Raw genomic sequence first — 19,744 nt, forward strand, 5'->3', positions numbered from 1 at the left:
GAAAATGGCGCATCCAAAACGCAAAATCTCGAAAACAAGAAGAGACAAAAGAAGAACTCACTACAAGTCAGAGGCAAAAAACTATGTAGTTTGTGCGACGACTGGAGAGGCACATTTACCTCACAGAGCTTACTGGCACGAAGGTAACCTTTACTACAAAGGGAAAGTAGTTATTGAAAAAGAAGCAGTAGCATAAGCTATTGACACATTCTGGTAAAATATTAGGAGTCTGCTTACAGAGCAGACTTTCTGTGTTTATATGAATTATGCATGCATACCTTTCATTCTTTTGAGCAAAGTAGTATCTGCTTTCAAAACTGAAATAATTGCGTAAATTGCCGACTCATATTGACCTAGACCTTCTAATCTTTCAACCAGATTTACCAAATAGAACATCTGCAAATGAGTAAGATAACAGCTGCAATAACGGGCGTACAGGGCTATGTGCCAGATTACGTATTGACCAATGCAGAACTAGAAACGATCGTAGAGACCAGCGATGAGTGGATCACTACGCGTACCGGTATCAAAGAGAGAAGGATACTGAAAGGAGAAGGTCAAGGCACCTCTGTGATAGGTATAGAAGCCTGCAAAGGGCTCCTAGAAAAAACGGGGACTGACCCGAAAGACATTGATTTAATCATCTGCGCGACGGTCACACCTGACATGCCTTTCCCTGCCACTGCGAATATTGTAGCAGACAAAATCGGCGCTACTAATTCGTTTAGCTACGACATGTCAGCAGCTTGCTCTGGCTTTTTGTTTGCCCTCTCTACTGGAGCCCAATTCATCGAGGCAGGCACATACAAGAAAGTCATCGTGATCGGAGCAGACAAGATGTCCTCTATCATCAATTACAAAGACCGTACAACTTGCATCATCTTTGGTGACGGAGGTGGAGCCGTTCTCTTAGAACCCAACGAAGAAGGAAATGGCATACAAGATGCTATCCTAAAAACTGACGGGTCTGGAGCTGAGTATCTGGGTATGAAAGGAGGCGGTAGCCGCATGCCCGCGACACTAGAAAGCGTAGCAGCCGACCAACACTACGCCTTTCAAGAAGGAGCTACAGTATTCAAATTCGCGGTAACCAATATGGCAGATGTCTCTGCCGAAATCATGGAAAGAAACAACCTGACAGGCGAGGACATCTCATGGCTCGTGCCGCATCAGGCCAATAAACGCATCATCGATGCGACTGCAAACCGAATGGGAATTGATGACAGCAAAGTCATGATCAATATCCAGAAGTACGGAAACACCACGGCAGGAACACTACCACTATGTCTCTGGGACTATGAAAATCAGCTCAAAAAAGGTGATAACATCATCTTAGCTGCATTTGGTGGAGGCTTCACGTGGGGTTCTCTATATTTAAAATGGGCTTACGACCCGAAGTAACTTGAAATATTAAAATTCGAATTCAGAATGGCTAGTACCGCAGATTTTAAAAACGGAATGTGTATCGAGTACAATCATGGATTGTACTTCATCATCGATTTCCAGCACGTAAAACCTGGAAAAGGACCTGCTTTTGTTAGAACAAAGCTTAAAAATGTCAAGACAGGAAAAGTACTCGACAATACTTTCACCGCTGGACACAAAGTCAACACTGCACGAATAGAGCGTAGAGACTTTCAGTATTTATATAAGGACGACATGGGGTACAACTTCATGAACACCGAAACCTACGATCAGATTTCTCTCGAAGAGACACTGATCGATGCTCCTCAATTTTTAAAAGATGGTGATCCTGCTACGATCATCTTCCATGCAGAAGAAGAATTGATCCTAGGATGTGAACTACCTCAGCATGTTGAGCTAGAGGTCACTTATACTGAACCAGGGCTAAAAGGTGATACCGCTACCAATGCAAGTAAACCAGCTACCCTCGAAACAGGCGCAGAGATTCAGGTACCTTTGTTTGTCAATGAAGGAGACTTGCTAAAAATAGAAAGTAAGACAGGTTCTTACGTCGAAAGAGTAAAGAAGTAATTCCTTACTCTTTTTTATGCCCAGATTTTCCAATTTTATAATTGTAAGATTCTAGTAAATTTGTACAAAACTTCCCCGGAAGGCAGCAGCTCACGGGAAACCAAATAATTAAACATCTATCAAATGAAGGTTAAAGAAATTAGAGATTTGATTGACTTCCTGTCTAACTCCGGTTTGGAAGAAGTAAACATCGAAACGGAAGAGTTCAAGATAAAAGTGAAACGAAGCAACGAAACACAGATCATTGAGAAATCTGTTGCTTCTATGCCAGCAGCCGTCGCTGCACCAGCACCTGTAGCTGCTGCTCTTGCTCCTGCCGCAGCACCAGCAGCCGCTCCTGCGCCAGCACCTGCTGCCAACAACTACATCGAAATCAAATCACCTATGATTGGTACATTCTACAGATCAGCTAACCCTGAATCACCAGAGTTCGTCAGCGTGGGTGACAAAGTAGACGTAGGAAATCCTGTGTGTATCATAGAAGCCATGAAACTATTCAACGAAATCGAATCTGAAGTATCAGGCACGATCGTGAAAGTTTTGGTAGAAAATGCACAACCAGTAGAGTACGATCAGCCATTATTCTTGGTAGATCCATCTTAATTTTTCCTTTAAATTAAATACCTCAATAGTGTTTAAGAAAATATTAATTGCAAACAGGGGAGAAATTGCTCTGAGAGTCATCAGGACTTGTAAAGAAATGGGAATCAAAACTGTCGCAGTTTACTCGACAGCTGATGCAGAAAGCTTGCACGTCAGATTTGCTGACGAAGCAGTATGCATAGGCCCGCCTCCGAGCAACCAATCTTACCTCGATATCAAAAAAATCGTATCTGCTGCGGAAATCACCAATGCAGATGCCATACACCCAGGATACGGATTCTTATCTGAAAATGCAGAATTCTCTCGTGTGTGTGAAGAATACAACATCAAATTCATCGGCGCAAGTTCGGAAATGATCAACCGCATGGGAGACAAAGCCACTGCGAAAGAAACGATGAAAAAAGCAGGTGTCCCTACTATCCCTGGGTCTGAAGGACTCCTAGAGTCTGTCGCACAAGGAAAAGAGATCGCTAAACAAATCAAATACCCTGTCATCATCAAAGCAACAGCTGGTGGTGGTGGACGTGGTATGCGTATCATCAAAGACGAAAGCGGATTCCAAAAAGCATGGGATGATGCTAGAACCGAGTCTAAGGCTGCCTTCGGTAACGACGGCATGTACCTAGAAAAATTCGTCGAAGAGCCGCGTCACGTTGAAATTCAAATCATCGGTGATAGCAATGGCAAAGCATGCCACCTATCCGAAAGAGATTGTTCGGTACAGCGTAGACACCAGAAACTAACAGAGGAGACGCCCTGCCCAGCATCGGTAATGACCCAAGAACTCCGAGAAAAAATGGGAGCTGCAGCCATCGCAGGTGCAGAAGCCATCAAGTACGAAGGAGCAGGTACAGTAGAATTCCTGTTGGACAAACACGGTGAATTCTTCTTCATGGAAATGAATACCCGTATCCAAGTGGAGCACCCGATCACAGAAGAAGTAACTGATTTTGATTTAATCAAAGAACAGATCAAAGTAGCCGCAGGGATTCCAATCTCTGGCAAAAATTACTTCCCGCAGCTACATGCTATCGAGTGTAGAATCAATGCTGAGGATCCTACGAAGGACTTTAGACCTTCTCCAGGCAAGATCACTAACCTTCACCTGCCTGGTGGACACGGTGTTCGTGTAGATAGCCACGTATATGCAGGCTATACGATCCCTCCTAACTACGATTCGATGATTGCCAAACTCATCATTTCTGCTCAGTCAAGAGAAGAAGCCTTGGTAAGAATGAAACGTGCATTGGAAGAGTTCGTGATCGAAGGTGTCAAAACAACGATCCCATTCCATATTAAATTGATGGAAGACGAGATTTTCAAGTCTGGACAATTCACAACTGCCTTCATGGAATCATTTGACACGTCTGATTTATAATTGGATTTCTGGATTTACAATATTTAATTCGTAACCGAGTATCTTGATGCTCGGTTATTTTTTTGCTTTGAAACAACGACAACTCTATATCATCCTTTTGCTTTTTCTACTCGGAAAACAAGTCACCGCACAAGACAGTACAGCCGTGGTGAAAGCAAAAGAAATCGTCATAGGGCTAGGCTCGTCTCACTACAGTGGCGATCTAGGATCAGGATATGGCAGTGGGCAAATAATGGGATCAATTGGCCTTGCAATCAATGAAAACAAGCGACTCAATAGCCACATTATCCTCCAAGCGGGAGCTATACGAGCCAATGAACTCGACTATAGCTACGATGATGGAACTGGCACGAACACTACGCCAAACGAAAGTTTTAACACAGCCTACTTCTCACTCAATTTCGCACTACATCTAAATCTGATAGACAGAGATAAGTTCAAGTTATACCTATCACAAGGCATAGGTTTCATTCGCTACACGCCAAAAGATGAAAATGGGAAAGCACTCTCTGATCAATCCACAACGCGTGCGCTAGGTGAAACATATCGTAACATGAGTATTATGATCCCCTCCCAGTTGGGTTTCAAATACTATCTCCCCAATGGTTATGCTGTCGGCGTACAAACCGGTTTTGCAAATAGCCTCACAGACTACCTTGACAACATTTCACAGTGGGGCAAAAAAGATGGAAACGATAATATTTTCATCACACAGATTCAACTCAATATACCTATCCAGTTTGACGCTCATGAAAACAACTAAAACGCGGGCCGCTATCTGTATCGTCACACTTGTGCTAACGGTGATAGGATCTGCTGCTGGCCAGAACCGGTCCAACTGGGGTATATCCGTAGGTAGTGTTAGCAACAAATTCACTGGAGACGACCCGTCTTCCCTTTCAGAATACCGTTTCAGCATTTATACATCCTATCAAGTAGGTGCTCTTTATGAATACGCGATTAGTTCGGATGTCTACCTGACTAGCACCCCTTCTTACAAGCAAACTGGCGGCACACTATGGCGTGAAAATGATGCTTTCGATCCAAATGATGAAGACAGTGAAAAGCTCATCAAAACTGCCAAGTTGAAACTTCATTATCTCTCTATACCTGTATATTTCAAAGTCATAAGTGACAATACCAAATGGCAATACTCCGTAGGTTTGGTGTATGAATACCTAATTCACCATCATGGCAAAAATATTCAGACACAACAGGACATCCAGCTGTCCAACTACATCCATAACTACAATTTGTCTGCATCCGTGAGTCTTGGGTACAGATTTCACATCAAGCAGCAGCATTTCACCATTGACCTCATCTATGCACAAGGTCTCGTCAACATCACACAGGATTTATCTCAAAACAATAACAACGAACTGCCCCGCTTAAAGACTACTTCCGCAGAAACTAGGTTCACATGGCTATTGCCTCACAAAAACTTGCAACCATGAAATGGCTAACGACCCTTAACCTACTCTTATGCTTGAATTGCAGTCTGTTCGCTCAGGAAGTAGAGACTAAAAAAGTCCCCTATCTCAACGGTCATGTCGTCAATACACTAGAGAGTATGCGTTCTCCGTTTATCCGCACCAATTTCAACTTCAATATGGGACTGGCTAATTCATCCGTTTTCGTGACCGAATCGGTAGCTGTCGGAGATAGCACACTCGTCAATCTCGACAATTCCCTGCTCTACGTAGGGTTAAATATGAACTACGCACAACGAGTCAAAGACTGGGCAAGTTTTTTCGTGCGCCTGGACTACTCCGCGAGACTAGGCACAGGAGTAGAATCTATTTTGACACAGGGAATCAACTCTATTACCACTACAGAGATGGGAGTCAAATTCAGGTTATCAAGTGGCCCAAAACACCGCCTATCGATGTACTACTCCCTCACCAATACCATCGCAAGTTACATCAACGTAGCAGACTACATCAACGACATCATCAATGACAACCCAACCCCCAGTGTCACTAGCAAAATCCCTTCACTCGTAAGTGGTGGTGGATTGTCATTTTCCTATGCTCCCAATAACTGGTTTGCTTTCAATACGGATGGAAAATTAGCATACGGTGAAACCCTAGAACGGTCACACCCTAAACTACAATATTTCACAGGCGGCAATCTAGACTTCTATTTTGGTGAGCTCATTCATCTCCCAGTATCTCTAGTATTAGGAGGTACAGTCAACACCCTTGTGAACACCTTTTCGACACAGGGAGATGTTACCACTAACCTCTATTTCAAACTAGCCTACTCAGGATCAGATGCCTTTTTCATTTCCCTATCGACCTACTATGGTCGCACGCCGATAGAAAACCGCAACCGCCACGTCGGTGTACGTGGAGTGCAGTTTACTACCTCACTATTCTTTTGATTCTTGTTTACCAGGCCTGGTGAACGAAAGCTTTAATTTGCTCATCATAGACACGAGCAATAGTCTCTAGCTGCTTTGGGGTAAGCTCTGGAGCCGACACTGCAGCCAAATTAGATAACAACTGATCTCGTCTAGAAGCGCCTGGAATGACACAGCTCACCTCTGATCTTCTCAATATCCATTTCAAAGCAGCATGTGTCAGACTAGCGTCTCCAAACTCTGCTTTCAAATCCTCCACTGCATCGAGTCCCTTTTCGTAAGGAATCCCTGCAAAAGTCTCCCCTTTGTCGAAAATTGCTCCATCTCGATTGAACTGGCGATGATCGTCCGCCGCAAACTGACTATCTCGACCAAACTTTCCTGTCAATAGTCCACTAGCCAAAGGGACTCGTACGATTACTCCTACATTTCTTTTAGCAGCCTGCTCAAAAAACAACTCCTGTGGACGTTGACGAAACATGTTATAGATGATCTGCACAGTGGTGACATTGTCAAATTCGATGGCTTTCATCGCTTCCTCGACCTTCTCAACACTCACCCCTAGGTTTAGAATTTTACCCTCCTGCTTGAGTTTATCAAATTCTTCAAAAATTTCTGATCGATAAAACACCTGAGTCGGGGGACAGTGCAGTTGGATCAAATCTATACAGTCCAGCTGAAGGCGCTTTAGCGAACCCTCCACATATGCGCGGAGTACCTTAGGCGTATAGCCTTCATTGACATGTGGACTCACCTGACGACCACATTTGGTGGCGACAAATATTCGTTTATTGGCATTTTTGATCGCACGACCTACAGCGATTTCACTTTCACCATCCTCATACACATCTGCTGTATCGATGAAATTGACTCCCTGATCTATGGCCTCCGCCAAAATATTTTGTGCCAATTTATGATCAAAACCAGAACCCCATTTCCCTCCGACTTGCCATGTTCCTAGAGACACTTCTGATATTTCAAACCCCGTTTTACCTAACTTTCTATAATTCATTTTCTCTCTTTTTGAAATTTTAGACGCTGCAATTTAATACTTTCATTCCCTGATGACAGTCGACAATTGAACCATCTTTACTCCTGATATTTCACATTTGACGACAAACAGCAGCCACAAGGCACTATCTTGCGAAGAGTTAAAACCAAGGAAGGAAAAATCATGGAAGACGGACAAAAAAAAGGAATACCTGGTGATCAAATCAACAACCCGCTACATGGTGTCAAACTGGCTGAGATACTCGAATTTCTAGTCGATTTGTACGGCTGGGACATGTTGAGCAAACATATTAGCATTAACTGTTTCAAAAACAACCAGACGATCAAGTCAAGTCTTAAATTTCTCCGACGCACGCTATGGGCTCGTGAGCAAGTGGAACAACTCTACCTCCGATCACTCAAGAAAAAAGTACCGCACGTCAGTGATCGCCTTTCAAAAAATAAATAAGACGGACTGACACACTTCATCAATCAAGGGTACCAATTGAGCAACATGACTCTCACATTCGTACCAGACTCTTCTACTATTGTTTTAAAGCGCTTGATGTCACTCAAACCATTTTTGCCGCGGTAGTGGTAAGGAACAACCATCCTAGGCCGAAACGCAATGACCGCATCTGCAGCTGCATCCACATCCATCGTATAGGGTAGGTTCATACAGACAAACGCCAAATCTATCTTTTTTAGCTCCCGCATTTCGTTGATATCTTCAGTATCTCCTGAGATATAAATCCGCTTCTTATCCATCGTCAGTATGTATCCGTTGCCTCGCCCCTTAGGGTGTCTTGAAGTCTCATCATCTGGTAGATTGTACATAGGAATAGCCTCTAAGTTCACACCTTGAACTTCCAGCGCATCACCATTAGCCATCACAGTCACTTCCTTAAAATCCCCTCCAAGTTTCTTCGCTACGGCATCCGGTGCTATGATCGCTATATTCTCTGCGCCGATAGCGCGAAGTGTCTCTATGTTGAAGTGGTCTCCATGAATATCCGTGATCAAAATTAAGCTTGGCTTAGGTAGTCCCTCGAAAGCACCAGCCCCTCCATTAGGATCTGTAAAGATGACCTTGTCTCCATGCTGCAGCATCATCGTGGCATGTTGGATAGGCGTTATGGTGATCTTTCCATTAGCAGACAAAAGATCCAGTGTATTGTCCTGAGCGACTATGATAGTCGAAAAACTCATTAGGCACCAAAAGAAAATGACAGGTAGGTATTTCATGTTTTTTTAGAAAGTTAATCAGATCGGAGCTTTCCTGCTAAAACAAACTCAACTGACTATCTCCTGCACGACGAAACAATGAGCTATCTAACTCTGTACGCTCACGTATCAGTCCATACTTTTTCCTTGCTAGAACAAACATCTTGGCAATATGATCAGCATACTCCCCTTCCCCTCGCATTCGTGTTTTGAAACGGCTATCATTTAATTCTCCACCATGGAGATCTTTGATTTGATTAAGCACCTTTTCCTTACGATCAGGATAATGCTCCTCTAGCCACTCTTCGAAAAGTTGGCCAATCACGCCGTTGAGGCGAACGATGGTGTGGTTGAGACTCTGCGCACCATTTTCCGCTGCCTTTTCTGCGATCTTCATAATCTCGGCACTATTGATGGCAGGAATCACTGGCGCCATCATTACTGAGACAGGCACACCGCATTCGGACAACCGCCGGACAGCATTGAACCGTAAACCAGAGGTAGACGTTCGTGGTTCGAGCTTCTCTCGCAGCTTTTCGTTGAGCGAGGTAATGGAGAGCACCACATGCACCAGATTCATCTCAGCCATCTCTTTTAGAATATCAAGATCACGCAAAATCATGGCATTTTTGGTAATAATCCCGACAGGATTACGGTATTCCAAACAGACTTGTAGTATGCTTCGGGTAATTTCTAGTTTTCGTTCGACTGGCTGATAGCAGTCCGTATTGCCAGACAACAGAATAGGATGTCCTGTCCAACCCTTACTATCAAACTTTTTTCTCAGGAGTGTCGCTGCATTATTTTTAACTAGGATTTTGCTCTCAAAATCACTCCCAGCACTATACCCCCAATACTCGTGAGAATTGCGCGCATAGCAATAGATGCAACCATGCTCACATCCTTGATAAGGGTTCATCGAATAACCAAAAGGCAGGTCTGGACTCGATACTTTATTGACAATGGTTTTGGGCGACACCTTCTGGAAGGTGGTTTTCTTCTTGAGTGTCTCCCCACTCAAGTGCAGATGCTCATAGAACTCCACATCGCTTTCTACCTGCTGTGCAGTATATTGATTAGTAGGATTGCTTTGTGCGCCTCTTCCGTGATTTTGATCTAGCATAGCATTTTTGAATCTGGAATTCAAAAATGCTAATTATTTTAGTTTAATCTAAATATTATAGTGTCAATCTTCAGATCTTTCAATTAATTTCTGATCCATCGTCTTGGCTGTCTTTGCTCCTAGCTTTTTCATTTTCTCTGCTCGGCTCACTAGGTTCCCTGTCCCTTCATAGAGTTTCTTAGCAGATTCTTGGTAAACCTTTTGCGTCAGATCTATCTGACGACCGATTCCTTTGATATCCTCCACAAAAGCCACGAATTTATCATAGAGTGCACCACCCTGACGAGCGATCTCTATAGCGTTTCGGTTCTGGTACTCCTGCTTCCAGATACTAGCAATCGTCCGCAGCGTAGCAATCAACGTCGCTGGACTTACGATCACGATATTCTTGGCATATGCATCGTTGAACAACTCCGGATCATGCTGCACTGCGATCGAAAATGCAGGTTCCACAGGGATGAACATCAGTACAAAATCCAAGCCCTCCACACCATAGAGGTTTTGATAGTTCTTCTCACTCAGGCCTTTGATATGAGCGCGTAGAGAGAGTAAATGCGCTTTGATGTACGACTCACGCTCTGCTTTGTCATCAGTGTTGGTAAATCGCTCATAGGCAATCAGCGACACCTTAGAGTCTACGATCACACTCTTGGCATCTGGTAAATTGACCACCACATCTGGCTGGTAACGGTTCCCTTCTTCGTCTTTTAGGGAGAGTTGAATAAAATACTCTCGCCCTTTTTCCAACCCTGACTTTTCGAGGATACTTTCGAGGATAAACTCGCCCCAATTACCTTGCGCTTTGGTATCTCCTTTGAGAGCTTTAACTAGGTTTTCGGCTTCTTTGGTGATCTTCTGGTTCAGCTCTTTGAATCCAGCGATCTGCTCTTTAAGTGCCGAATTGCGTTCGATACTTTCTTTGTTGGTCTGCTCAACCTTACGTTCGAACTCCACGATCTTGTCCCCTAGCGGCTTGAGCAATTCACCCACCTGCAGTTTGTTCTGATCGGTAAATTTCTTGCTCTTTTCTTCAAAGATTTCATTGGCCAGGTTTTTAAACTCTGCGGAGAACTTCTCACGAATTTGGTTCAACTCGTCTTTTTGTGTCTTGAGGGTTTCTTGCAAGTTTTTATAATCTGCCCCCAGTCGAGCATACTGATTGTTGAGATGCATGGCCTTGTCTCGTTCGCTACGTAACTCAGTATTGATGGATATGATGTCTTTGCCCAAGGATACAGAACGCTCTTTCTCAGCGGTGAGCTGATATTCTAGTTCTTTTAACCTGAACTGATCCTTATTATTCTCTTCGGATTGAAACTTGGATTTGGCAAAAAGCCAAGTAATCACACTGCCCAAAAACAAGCCCGTCAATAGATAAATAAAATGATACGTTTCCATGAAACAAATCTAGATCAAGCCATGCACTTTGGTCAAGAGCCCCCAGAGTTTCTTTTGAACCAAATCAACCTACTAAGCCAAAATCAGGCATCATAGTTATCATTCTCGGATAGGTAGTCAACATCTGAATACTTGTCCTCATAGTCATCTCTAATGTCCTCTTTGAGATAGCCATCTTCATCATAGTCACTGTCATCGGCTATGATCTGCTCAGCCTCATGGGCAGACATACGGATGAGGTAGATTTTAGTATCTGTCTCAAAACGGATCGCACTGGTGCGTGCGCCGTCCTTGTTGGTATATTGAAACAAAAACTGGCTGTACCCCTCTGGATATACAAGTTTCATCTGCTCCTTTATCTCCTCACTTAACTTGCTGTAATCTTGCGATACTCTTACTTTTTCGTTGTTTTCCATGGTACCTTCTTTCTATTCCAAGCCCAAATTGAAGTCTGTTTTTCTATTCGAATAAAGATCGAAAAAATCACTTTTTTACCAAGTAATATGAAAAATAATTTCACGCAGAAAAAGAAAAAATATTGAAAGCTACCAGCTAAAATATAGACCGAACTGGAATATGATTTTATCATACCAAATCAAGACCAAAACCTAGACAGTGCTAGTTATTATAAATCTTCTGTAATCCCGCAAAGAGTTCCATGAACCAAGCCAACGCAACATGCAATACGACTCCTCCCCAAATATGGCGTGAATAATAAGCCAATATTCCAATCAAATAGCCTCCGAATGCCGAGCTGACACACTCAGATATAGGCTTACCAAAATGCAAGAACACATACGGCCCTACCATCGCTAATACTGCATAACCTCCCAAAACACGTGCAAAACCAATAACCAAAAAACCACGAAAGAAAAACTCAACGCCCAAAAAGCTCAATCCATAAACACTCTCATAGATCAGAACTGCTACCCACTCAGCCAGTCCATGGTGTGAGGCAAAATGATCACCTCCTGTCCTAGCATAGCGTGGGTAATAATTCGTCAGATCCCCCATGAAAGAAGCTACCGCAATCCCGACAAAGACGACCAGAATCAGCACCGCATAGGGTCGAAAATCAAAGGGCTTAAAATTCAACCCATACCAACTCCTTTGATCATCCCGGTGACGCTCATACAAATAGTAGAATAGCAGTATTGGCAGGACCGTCAATACAATGGGACGCAGCTTGACCAGTACTCGTCGGATATATTTGGCATCCACATACTGTAAATCCTCGGTCAAATAATCCTGAAGTGTAAAAGAACGCTGACACGAAATCACCAAAAAACCAAAGACAAAAAGCAACCAAAATTCTCCAGAGTACAACCAACTGCGCTGCAACCCAAAAAAGTAGAGCATCGCACACGTCACCAAAAATGGAAAGCCCATCAGCGCAAAGTACATCGGCCAGCGCCAAAACGAACCATAATAGCTATCCACAATCCCGTTCTCAAAATTGTAACTATAGTTGACCACAATACAAACCGCTAAAAAAACCGCTATACTCAGATAGACTTTGAGATGAAAATACGCTGCGAGATAACTACGGATATAAAACTGGAGCTGCTTCATAAATACAGGGGCATAAAAAAATCAGCCTCTGTGGGCTGATTCGATTACATAGGAATGAACCTTTTATTCGCTCTTCGAGAAACTAGAAAAAAGCTCAATCGCATCTTCGATCACATCTGCTTTATCTTCCTCAAATGCCACAAATGCATAAAAATTATTGTCAGAATTGGGATCGATGAGACCCAATACGATATACATCAATCCATCCTTTTCGCCTGTAATGAAACCACCACTCATTTCTTCAAACTCAATCAACTCCAACTCATCAATCTCACTGAGGTTCAAATCCGTCTCTGCCATCTTCACTACGAACCCCGCTAGGTCGTTAGCCTCCAACTGCTCGTCCTGATACGGATACAGCGCAAAGCGAATCCCCTCACCAGTGGCCTCCAAAGCATCCGAAGTATTGGTCGTCACTTCAAAATCCGAAGGCAACTCAAAATCCAAATTATAATAGGGCCAACTATACTGAACCCATCCTTCTTGGGCTGTAGCAGTCTGGTAAAACGCTGATAAAATGAGAGTCAATGACAGCAGTGCAAACCGTTTCATACGATGTAGTTTTGTTTTTCAGCTAATATATGTACAATCCGACCTAGGCGCAATTTTCAATATGATTTAAAATACCTATCTTATCTTCCTAATAATCCGACATTCCCTGTGAGTAGACTTTTAATTAAATGGTTGCTAATTGTGCTCCTGCTACTGGGCTGCTATGCTGCTCCAGCACAGCGCCCTGCTGAATTAGGCCAAATTTTAGACGGTAATCAGTCAATACACACCTACCTAACAGTCTACTCGGACAGCAGCAAAGCTCTCGGTATAGATGACATACTACAGCCTCTCTATCAACAGCAGTTTTCCGTACCGACTCACCTAGCTTATGAGCAAGCCCACTGGGGCAAGATCAGTATCAGAAATGAACACAAAAAGGTAAAATTCTACTTTCTCTATGTAGGGCAGAATGATTACATAGACGCCTACTATGTCCGCAATGGAGAAGTTGTAAATCACGTCAAAAGTGGATACCTCTATGCTGGCAATGAGAAATATCTAGAAAAAGGCTCCTATTACATCCCCATAGAGATCGGACCTGAAACCACCCAAGACCTCTACATCAGAATCGAGGAGTCGCTACACCACGACCCTGATTTTGATCTACAGCTATACTCCAGTGATGGGTGGACCAAAAAAATCATCAACAAACAAGTCTCCGACCTCATCTTTCAGGCCATCTTTTGGGTCATGTTACTCTACAACTTGTTTTTGTACTTCAATACACGCATTAGATCCTACCTAGACTACTCCCTTTATTTGTTTACTGTCTCTACTTCCTACCTTTTTTTATCAGGACTGCTTAGAGAGATCGTACTACAAAACACCCCTGAGATGACGCCATATTTCATGCCCATCATCAGTCTGACACTTTTTATGTATTGGCGATTTGTACTTCATTTTCTGGATTTCAAACACAAATTCCCCAACTTCCTAAAGTACCTACAGCCATTCATGAATCTCAACGGTGTACTGGCAATCCTGCTACTGATTTATCTTGCTGTCACCATGGAGCTCAAACTCCCAGTACTGATCATGCGCTATCAGATCATACTGAATGTCATAACAATTTTCGCACTCATCTATCTACTACGAGGTTCCAAGTTCCCTCTCAATAAATACTTTATTGTCGGAACTTTTCTACTTATGACTTTTTCTTTAGTAGAAGCCATCACATGGGATCCCAATATCTCCACAGCTATCCTCGTCAAATATGGCATACTCTTCGAGATGATCGTGTTTTCTGTGGGACTATCCCAAAAGAAAAAAATCATAGACGAAGAACGAGCCATCAAACTAAAACAAGAGATACAGCAGTTCAAAAACAACGAAACCCTCGCTCAGTGGCAAAAGGAAGAATTAGAAAAAATCATAGATAGCCGTACCGAAAAACTCAACCAAAAAAACGAAGTACTCAAAGAAGCATTTCGCAGAGCAGAAGAGGCCGCCAATGCCAAATCTGAATTTCTCTCCATCATGAGTCATGAGATTCGCACGCCGATGAATGCCGTAATCGGCACGATTCACCTGCTGCTCTCCGAAAACCCAAAAAAATCACAAATGGACAACCTGAAAACGCTCAAGTTCTCCGCCGAAAACCTCCTTATTTTGATCAACGACATATTAGACTATAGCAAAGTTGAAGCTGGAAAAATCAAATTGGAAAGCATACCTTTTGACATCCGTGAACTCACCAAAGGAATAGGCAATGCCCATGAGATCAAAGCTGCGGACAATGGCATCACCTTTAGTATCCTCATCGATCACAAAATCCCATCGTCTCTCCAAGGCGATCCCGCTCGCATCTCCCAAATCCTCAACAACCTGATCGGCAATGCCATCAAATTCACTCCAAAAGGAGAAGTAAGACTCCTAATCAATCTAAAAGAAAGGAAGAGAAACAAAGTCAAACTACAATTTGCCGTAGAAGATACAGGCATCGGAATATCCAAAGACAAGCTAGAGATTATCTTCGAACGATTCACGCAGGCACATGCCGACACAGCTCGTAAATTTGGAGGAACAGGACTAGGCCTAGCGATCACCAAACGTCTACTCGCCCTATTCGAGAGTCAAATCTATGTCGAAAGCGAGCAGGGACAAGGAACCAAATTCTTCTTCACGCTAGAGCTAGCAGAAGCGACCAGCCCTACAACCATCGTCGACATAGATCCAAAAGACCTCACGCCTTACGTCAAAGACAAACGAGTCCTCATCGTCGACGACAATGAAATCAACCTGCTCATGGCAGAAAAATTCGTCACCAAATGGGGTATGCTATGCACTTCCGTCAGATCTGGTCAGGCAGCTATCGCTGCGTTATTCGACCAAGACTTTGATCTAATCCTACTTGATCTACAGATGCCCGAGATGGATGGCTATGAAACTGCTCGCACCATCCGTGCACTAGAGAATGAAGCGCTCAGCAGCATCCCTATCATCGCTATATCTGCAGACACGATAGACAATGTCCAACAAAGCGTTTTCCAGTCTGGAATAAATGACTTTATATCCAAGCCCTTTAACCCTCCAGACCTACTCTCACGCATCCATCAACACACCTCAGAGATAAAAAAAACTAACAAGGCCTAATTGCACCTATATTCTTCAAATGCCTTTGAAGCTATTTCGAATTAGTTAATTTTATCCATCGACTAAAGTAGCAACCGTGAAGCACAGTATTGAGAACGAAAAATTCAGAGTGGAGGTAAAAGAAGCAGGTGCAGAACTCTGTAGTATCAAGTCGCTGACCAGCGACAAAGAATATATATGGCAAGCAGATCCAGAGATATGGGGCAGTTCGGCTCCCGTACTATTCCCCAATATCGGCGCGCTCAAAGAGGGCTGTTACAAGTTCGAAGGAGAGACCTATCAGCTCCCAAAACATGGCATCATCCGTAACAATCCAAAGGTAAAACTCGCCAACCATACGCCTAGCAGAATGTCTTTTATGCTGACTCATGACGAAGACACTCTGAAACAATATCCATTTGAATTTGAATTCAAAATCAACTTTCTTCTGATGGATAATAAACTACAGGTGTTTCACGAAATCACGAACATAGGCAGGAACCCGATGTACTTTTCCCTAGGAGGACATCCAGCTTTCAACTGTATTTGGGAAGAAGAGGAGACGCTGGCAGACTACTATATAGAGTTCGAAAAGAAAGAAACTGCTGGTATATCGGTTCTCTCCGATCGAGGGTTGTTATTGAAAGAAGAGATTCCATTTTTGGTCAATACCAACAAGATTCCATTGACCAAAAACCTATTTGATAACGACGCTCTTATTTTCACTGATTTGCACTCCTCAGAGGTTAGTCTCAAGTCTAAAAAGAACAAGACGCAGATCAAGATGAACTATCAAGATTTTCCATTTTTAGGAATCTGGTCTAAGCCCAACGCTCCCTATGTGTGCCTAGAGCCATGGAACGGACTGGCAGATTATGAAGACTCTAATCAGGAGTGGCTAGCCAAAATTGGAAATCACAAGCTTATGCCTGGCAATACCTACTATGCGTCATATCAAATTCAAGTTATAGAGCCTAAATAACATCATCATGGGTAAGAATATTCTATTAGCTACACTACTGCTTGTATCTGTGTTTTTTGGTTTTATCTCCAACAGCCGATCCAAAGAAGCCAAACGCCAAGCCGAAACCGCACAAGCCAATCTGGAACTGGCCGAAGCAATGACAAAAAAAGCTCTCGAAGAGGCTAGAACTGCAACTGAAAAGGCGGAGAAAACACTCCTTCTTCTCAAGGAGTGCCAAAACAAATAGTCCAAAAAATCAAGCCAATTGAGCTCTACTACCCAATTTCACAACTTCCAAATTACTGATTTTTCCCTGACTGAGTGTGAACCGCAGGAGGGTTCGTTCCTTGTGAAAGCCATGTCTACCCGCCGCTCCAGGGTTCATAAATAGCACGCCTTTGTGTTTCGGATCGTGCATGACCGTGAGTATGTGTGAGTGACCACAAATAAACAGATCTGGCTTCCATTTCTCAATCAATGGTCGCACACGGGGATTATAGCGAGGTGCTTTGCCTCCGATGTGCGTCATCCAGACCTTCACGCCCTCGCATTCGAATTTTTGATCCTCAGGAAACAACTGACGAACATCCTGGCCATCGATATTGCCATATACGCCAAGTATCGGCTTGAAAGCCCCGAGCTCCTCTATCAACGAAGCAGTGCCTACATCTCCTGCATGCCAGATCTGATCCACTTCTTTGAAGTAATCAAAGACTTTGGGATCCAAAAAACCATGTGTATCAGATATCAGGCCTATGCGCATATAGTGAAATAGTATTGTGTATTTACTTAATTTCTTTGGAATGGGTCGAGTTGACGAACAACACATCTCCTACGTCCTCAAACCCCATAAATAGCTCCTCACCACGTTGCTTGACAGCCTCGGACCGGAAACCAACAATGGTCAAGTCCGCATCTCTCGAATACTCATTGATGGACTCTTTGATACTACGACCTTCTTCGCGCTCGATGATATTGATATTATTGGCAGAGATAGGTAGTCGACCTGACTTGATCAACTCTAGCAATTCGTCTTTTTCCTCCTCCATATCTGACTTGTTCACTATCGTAGAAATTTTAATCTCTGCTTTCTTCCACTGAGGATGCCCCAAAATCACATAACCCAACAAAATCATCAGGTTAGAATTGTTAAAATCCGAAGGCGTAATCCAAATGTGAATTTCAGTTTTTACCTCCAATCCTCTATCACTACTCGCCAAAATACAAGTATCAAAACCAGAAGTCCGAACCATCGAATAATTCTCCATGATCAAACCCAAGTTGACAGGGTTGGCTTTGGAAAACTCGAATAGAATCATATTATTTTCCTTTCCTGAGACACTAGGCAACTGTAGACATTGGGCAATCGCCGAGGTGTAAGAGGGAGATACCATCGTATCGACATAGACATTGCTATCAGATATATCCGCTACTCGAATCAGTCGCTCCAGCTCACTCCTAGACTGCTCGGAAGTCTCCTTCGAAAAGTAGCCCTTGATGAAATGCAAATAAGTACCAAACCCGTAACGGTGTGATATCCACCGCATCAGTTCGAATGCTGCCGGCCGCTCAAAAGCATCTCCTGAGATACAGATCACAGAAGGTCTCCACGTCTGATCGTCCTTGTCAGCCTTCTGGATAAAAACCTGAATCTGACGGATCAACTGAAAAATAACACCTTGAAAAATATTGGCCATCCCCGCCTTCTCTTTGTTGAACCGAGACAATCCCAAATAAATCAGCACCATGATCGCCAGCGAGAAGAACGCATAAGCTGCATCCATTTTGAAGACTAGAAACAAACACATCACTGCCCCGAGCAAAGAGATAAACCATTTAGATCGAAAAGCGGGACGATAAGACGGGTCTGCTGCGAAATGTTGAAAAAACGAGATCGTACAGATCGCGCCATAGGTCACCATGAAAAACATCGAGATCACTTTTGCCACCGAGTTGATATCGCCCATCGCGACGAAGAATAGAGCAATGCCTACAGTCACCAATGTCGAATTGACTGGTTCGTTATTTTTCTTTTTCCCTTTGGACAAAAATGCATTCAAGCCTCCACTGGGGAATATTTTATCCATTGCCAAAGCTTGCAAAGTGCGAGGGGCTACCATGATAGAGCCCAATGCCGATGATATCGTGGCTGCTGCCAAGCCTATCGGAATGATAGGCCCCCAAAGCGCGATCTTAGACATCACGAGCGAGTCACTGACCAAATCCTCAGGGCTGGCATTGGTCGCCAATTTGTATGCGATAAAAAGATAAATCACCATGCCTATCAATGTCGCAGACACAGTTCCCAGCGGGATGGCTTTCTTCGGATCTTTGAGGTCCCCCGATAGTCCTACACCAGCAGTCATCCCCGTAAATGCTGGAAATATAATCGCGAATACCATGAAAAAATCATCGTTGGTGGTCACATGTGCGAGCATATCAAACGACTCCCCCTGCATCTGGTAATCTGTACTCCCCATGAAAAACATCACCAAAGACACAAATAAGGTAAACACTACGCCATACAAAGCCTTCATCCCTAGGTCTGCTCCCTTTGTCAGCATTAGGATGCTGAGTAGAAGTATTGCAGGAACACTAATCATGCGCTTGTCCGTAATATAAATTCCGTGGGCATCAGCCAGCCATGCTAGCACTGGATCAAATGCCTCTGCAAAAGCAATGACATAAAAAGCCACACTGATCGCCTGAGACAGGTAGAGTGCCACGCCAATCGCTGCACCTATATTGATGCCAAACGAACGTGAAATGATGTAATATTCTCCTCCACCTTCGACCTTTTGATTGGTAGCGATCTCAGCAATAGACATGGAAGTAGGTACTGTCACGAGGTGTCCGATAAAAACAATCGCCAACGTACCCAAAAAACCCACGCTACCTACCGCATAGCCAAACCTTAGGAACATCACTGCCCCCAGAATCGTAGAGATAGCCGTAAAAAAAACAGGAAGTGTACCAAACTTCGACTTAGGTTTTTGCAGTTCGCTCATA

General features: G+C 43.4%; 21 protein-coding genes. 12 read left to right on the forward strand and 9 right to left on the reverse strand.

Annotation, left to right across the window (positions count from 1 at the left end):
- Positions 1 to 4 precede the first annotated feature (4 nt).
- The 8 genes from rpmF (at position 5) to BUB99_RS18720 (ending at position 6,359) form a co-directional block, all read left to right on the forward strand.
- The gene (gene rpmF / locus BUB99_RS18685; RefSeq protein WP_073125142.1) at positions 5 to 196 is read left to right on the forward strand and encodes a 50S ribosomal protein L32; all 192 of its coding nucleotides are present in this window, start codon (positions 5 to 7) and stop codon (positions 194 to 196) included.
- 206 nt (positions 197 to 402) lie between these two features.
- Positions 403 to 1,401 carry a beta-ketoacyl-ACP synthase III gene (locus BUB99_RS18690; RefSeq protein ID WP_073125144.1) on the forward strand — a complete coding sequence of 333 codons (999 nt, stop codon included), beginning with the start codon at positions 403 to 405 and terminating at the stop codon, positions 1,399 to 1,401.
- Positions 1,402 to 1,428: 27 nt separating this feature from the next.
- Entirely contained in the window at positions 1,429 to 1,995 is a 567-nt protein-coding gene (gene efp / locus BUB99_RS18695; protein ID WP_073125145.1) for an elongation factor P, read from the forward strand.
- 123 nt (positions 1,996 to 2,118) lie between these two features.
- The gene (accB, locus tag BUB99_RS18700; protein ID WP_073125147.1) at positions 2,119 to 2,598 is read left to right on the forward strand and encodes an acetyl-CoA carboxylase biotin carboxyl carrier protein; all 480 of its coding nucleotides are present in this window, start codon (positions 2,119 to 2,121) and stop codon (positions 2,596 to 2,598) included.
- 28 nt (positions 2,599 to 2,626) lie between these two features.
- A complete protein-coding gene (accC, locus tag BUB99_RS18705; RefSeq protein WP_073125149.1) occupies positions 2,627 to 3,976 on the forward strand; it encodes an acetyl-CoA carboxylase biotin carboxylase subunit in 1,350 nt (449 codons plus the stop codon).
- 46 nt (positions 3,977 to 4,022) lie between these two features.
- The gene (locus BUB99_RS20285) at positions 4,023 to 4,739 is read left to right on the forward strand and encodes a DUF6089 family protein (RefSeq protein WP_073125151.1); all 717 of its coding nucleotides are present in this window, start codon (positions 4,023 to 4,025) and stop codon (positions 4,737 to 4,739) included.
- Positions 4,726 to 5,430: an outer membrane beta-barrel protein gene (locus tag BUB99_RS18715; RefSeq protein ID WP_073125152.1), complete on the forward strand. Its 705-nt coding sequence runs from the start codon at positions 4,726 to 4,728 to the stop codon at positions 5,428 to 5,430. The genes BUB99_RS20285 and BUB99_RS18715 overlap by 14 nt, the downstream gene beginning before the upstream one ends.
- The gene (locus tag BUB99_RS18720; protein ID WP_073125154.1) at positions 5,427 to 6,359 is read left to right on the forward strand and encodes a hypothetical protein; all 933 of its coding nucleotides are present in this window, start codon (positions 5,427 to 5,429) and stop codon (positions 6,357 to 6,359) included. Before BUB99_RS18715 ends, BUB99_RS18720 begins: the two co-directional genes overlap by 4 nt.
- A gap of 7 nt (positions 6,360 to 6,366) precedes the next feature.
- Here BUB99_RS18720 and BUB99_RS18725 read toward each other — a convergent pair whose 3' ends face one another.
- Positions 6,367 to 7,350: an aldo/keto reductase gene (locus tag BUB99_RS18725; RefSeq protein WP_073125156.1), complete on the reverse strand. Its 984-nt coding sequence runs from the start codon at positions 7,348 to 7,350 to the stop codon at positions 6,367 to 6,369.
- 129 nt (positions 7,351 to 7,479) lie between these two features.
- On the opposite strand from BUB99_RS18725, the gene BUB99_RS18730 reads away from it, so the two are divergent.
- Positions 7,480 to 7,797 carry a VF530 family protein gene (locus BUB99_RS18730; protein ID WP_317041722.1) on the forward strand — a complete coding sequence of 106 codons (318 nt, stop codon included), beginning with the start codon at positions 7,480 to 7,482 and terminating at the stop codon, positions 7,795 to 7,797.
- A 23-nt stretch (positions 7,798 to 7,820) separates the two neighbouring features.
- On the opposite strand, the gene BUB99_RS18735 is transcribed toward BUB99_RS18730, so the two are convergent.
- The 6 genes from BUB99_RS18735 to BUB99_RS18760 all read right to left on the reverse strand — a co-directional run bounded on the left by BUB99_RS18735 (position 7,821) and on the right by BUB99_RS18760 (position 13,197).
- On the reverse strand, positions 7,821 to 8,573 hold the full coding sequence (locus tag BUB99_RS18735; RefSeq protein WP_073125158.1) for an MBL fold metallo-hydrolase: 753 nt from the start codon (positions 8,571 to 8,573) through the stop codon (positions 7,821 to 7,823).
- Between the two features lie 37 nt (positions 8,574 to 8,610).
- Positions 8,611 to 9,675, reverse strand: coding sequence for a PA0069 family radical SAM protein (locus tag BUB99_RS18740; RefSeq protein WP_073125160.1), 1,065 nt, complete (start codon positions 9,673 to 9,675; stop codon positions 8,611 to 8,613).
- A gap of 63 nt (positions 9,676 to 9,738) precedes the next feature.
- On the reverse strand, positions 9,739 to 11,073 hold the full coding sequence (locus BUB99_RS18745; RefSeq protein ID WP_073125162.1) for a DNA recombination protein RmuC: 1,335 nt from the start codon (positions 11,071 to 11,073) through the stop codon (positions 9,739 to 9,741).
- 83 nt (positions 11,074 to 11,156) lie between these two features.
- Entirely contained in the window at positions 11,157 to 11,489 is a 333-nt protein-coding gene (locus BUB99_RS18750) for a hypothetical protein (RefSeq protein ID WP_073125164.1), read from the reverse strand.
- A 202-nt stretch (positions 11,490 to 11,691) separates the two neighbouring features.
- Positions 11,692 to 12,645 (reverse strand): type II CAAX prenyl endopeptidase Rce1 family protein, encoded by a 954-nt coding sequence (locus tag BUB99_RS18755; RefSeq protein ID WP_073125166.1) that lies wholly within the window; start codon positions 12,643 to 12,645, stop codon positions 11,692 to 11,694.
- A gap of 63 nt (positions 12,646 to 12,708) precedes the next feature.
- Positions 12,709 to 13,197 (reverse strand): hypothetical protein, encoded by a 489-nt coding sequence (locus BUB99_RS18760; RefSeq protein ID WP_073125168.1) that lies wholly within the window; start codon positions 13,195 to 13,197, stop codon positions 12,709 to 12,711.
- A 108-nt stretch (positions 13,198 to 13,305) separates the two neighbouring features.
- On the opposite strand from BUB99_RS18760, the gene BUB99_RS18765 reads away from it, so the two are divergent.
- From BUB99_RS18765 to BUB99_RS18775, 3 genes are all read left to right on the forward strand, one after another.
- Positions 13,306 to 15,792 (forward strand): hybrid sensor histidine kinase/response regulator, encoded by a 2,487-nt coding sequence (locus BUB99_RS18765; RefSeq protein ID WP_084190670.1) that lies wholly within the window; start codon positions 13,306 to 13,308, stop codon positions 15,790 to 15,792.
- A 76-nt stretch (positions 15,793 to 15,868) separates the two neighbouring features.
- A complete protein-coding gene (locus tag BUB99_RS18770; protein WP_073125172.1) occupies positions 15,869 to 16,753 on the forward strand; it encodes an aldose 1-epimerase family protein in 885 nt (294 codons plus the stop codon).
- A 7-nt stretch (positions 16,754 to 16,760) separates the two neighbouring features.
- Positions 16,761 to 16,982: a hypothetical protein gene (locus BUB99_RS18775; RefSeq protein ID WP_073125174.1), complete on the forward strand. Its 222-nt coding sequence runs from the start codon at positions 16,761 to 16,763 to the stop codon at positions 16,980 to 16,982.
- 9 nt (positions 16,983 to 16,991) lie between these two features.
- On the opposite strand, the gene BUB99_RS18780 is transcribed toward BUB99_RS18775, so the two are convergent.
- Entirely contained in the window at positions 16,992 to 17,498 is a 507-nt protein-coding gene (locus BUB99_RS18780) for a metallophosphoesterase family protein (RefSeq protein ID WP_073125176.1), read from the reverse strand.
- A gap of 22 nt (positions 17,499 to 17,520) precedes the next feature.
- The gene (locus BUB99_RS18785) at positions 17,521 to 19,743 is read right to left on the reverse strand and encodes an APC family permease (RefSeq protein ID WP_073125178.1); all 2,223 of its coding nucleotides are present in this window, start codon (positions 19,741 to 19,743) and stop codon (positions 17,521 to 17,523) included.
- Position 19,744: the final 1 nt, after the last annotated feature.

This window comes from Reichenbachiella agariperforans, assembly GCF_900142205.1.
GTDB classification, from domain to species: domain Bacteria; phylum Bacteroidota; class Bacteroidia; order Cytophagales; family Cyclobacteriaceae; genus Reichenbachiella; species Reichenbachiella agariperforans.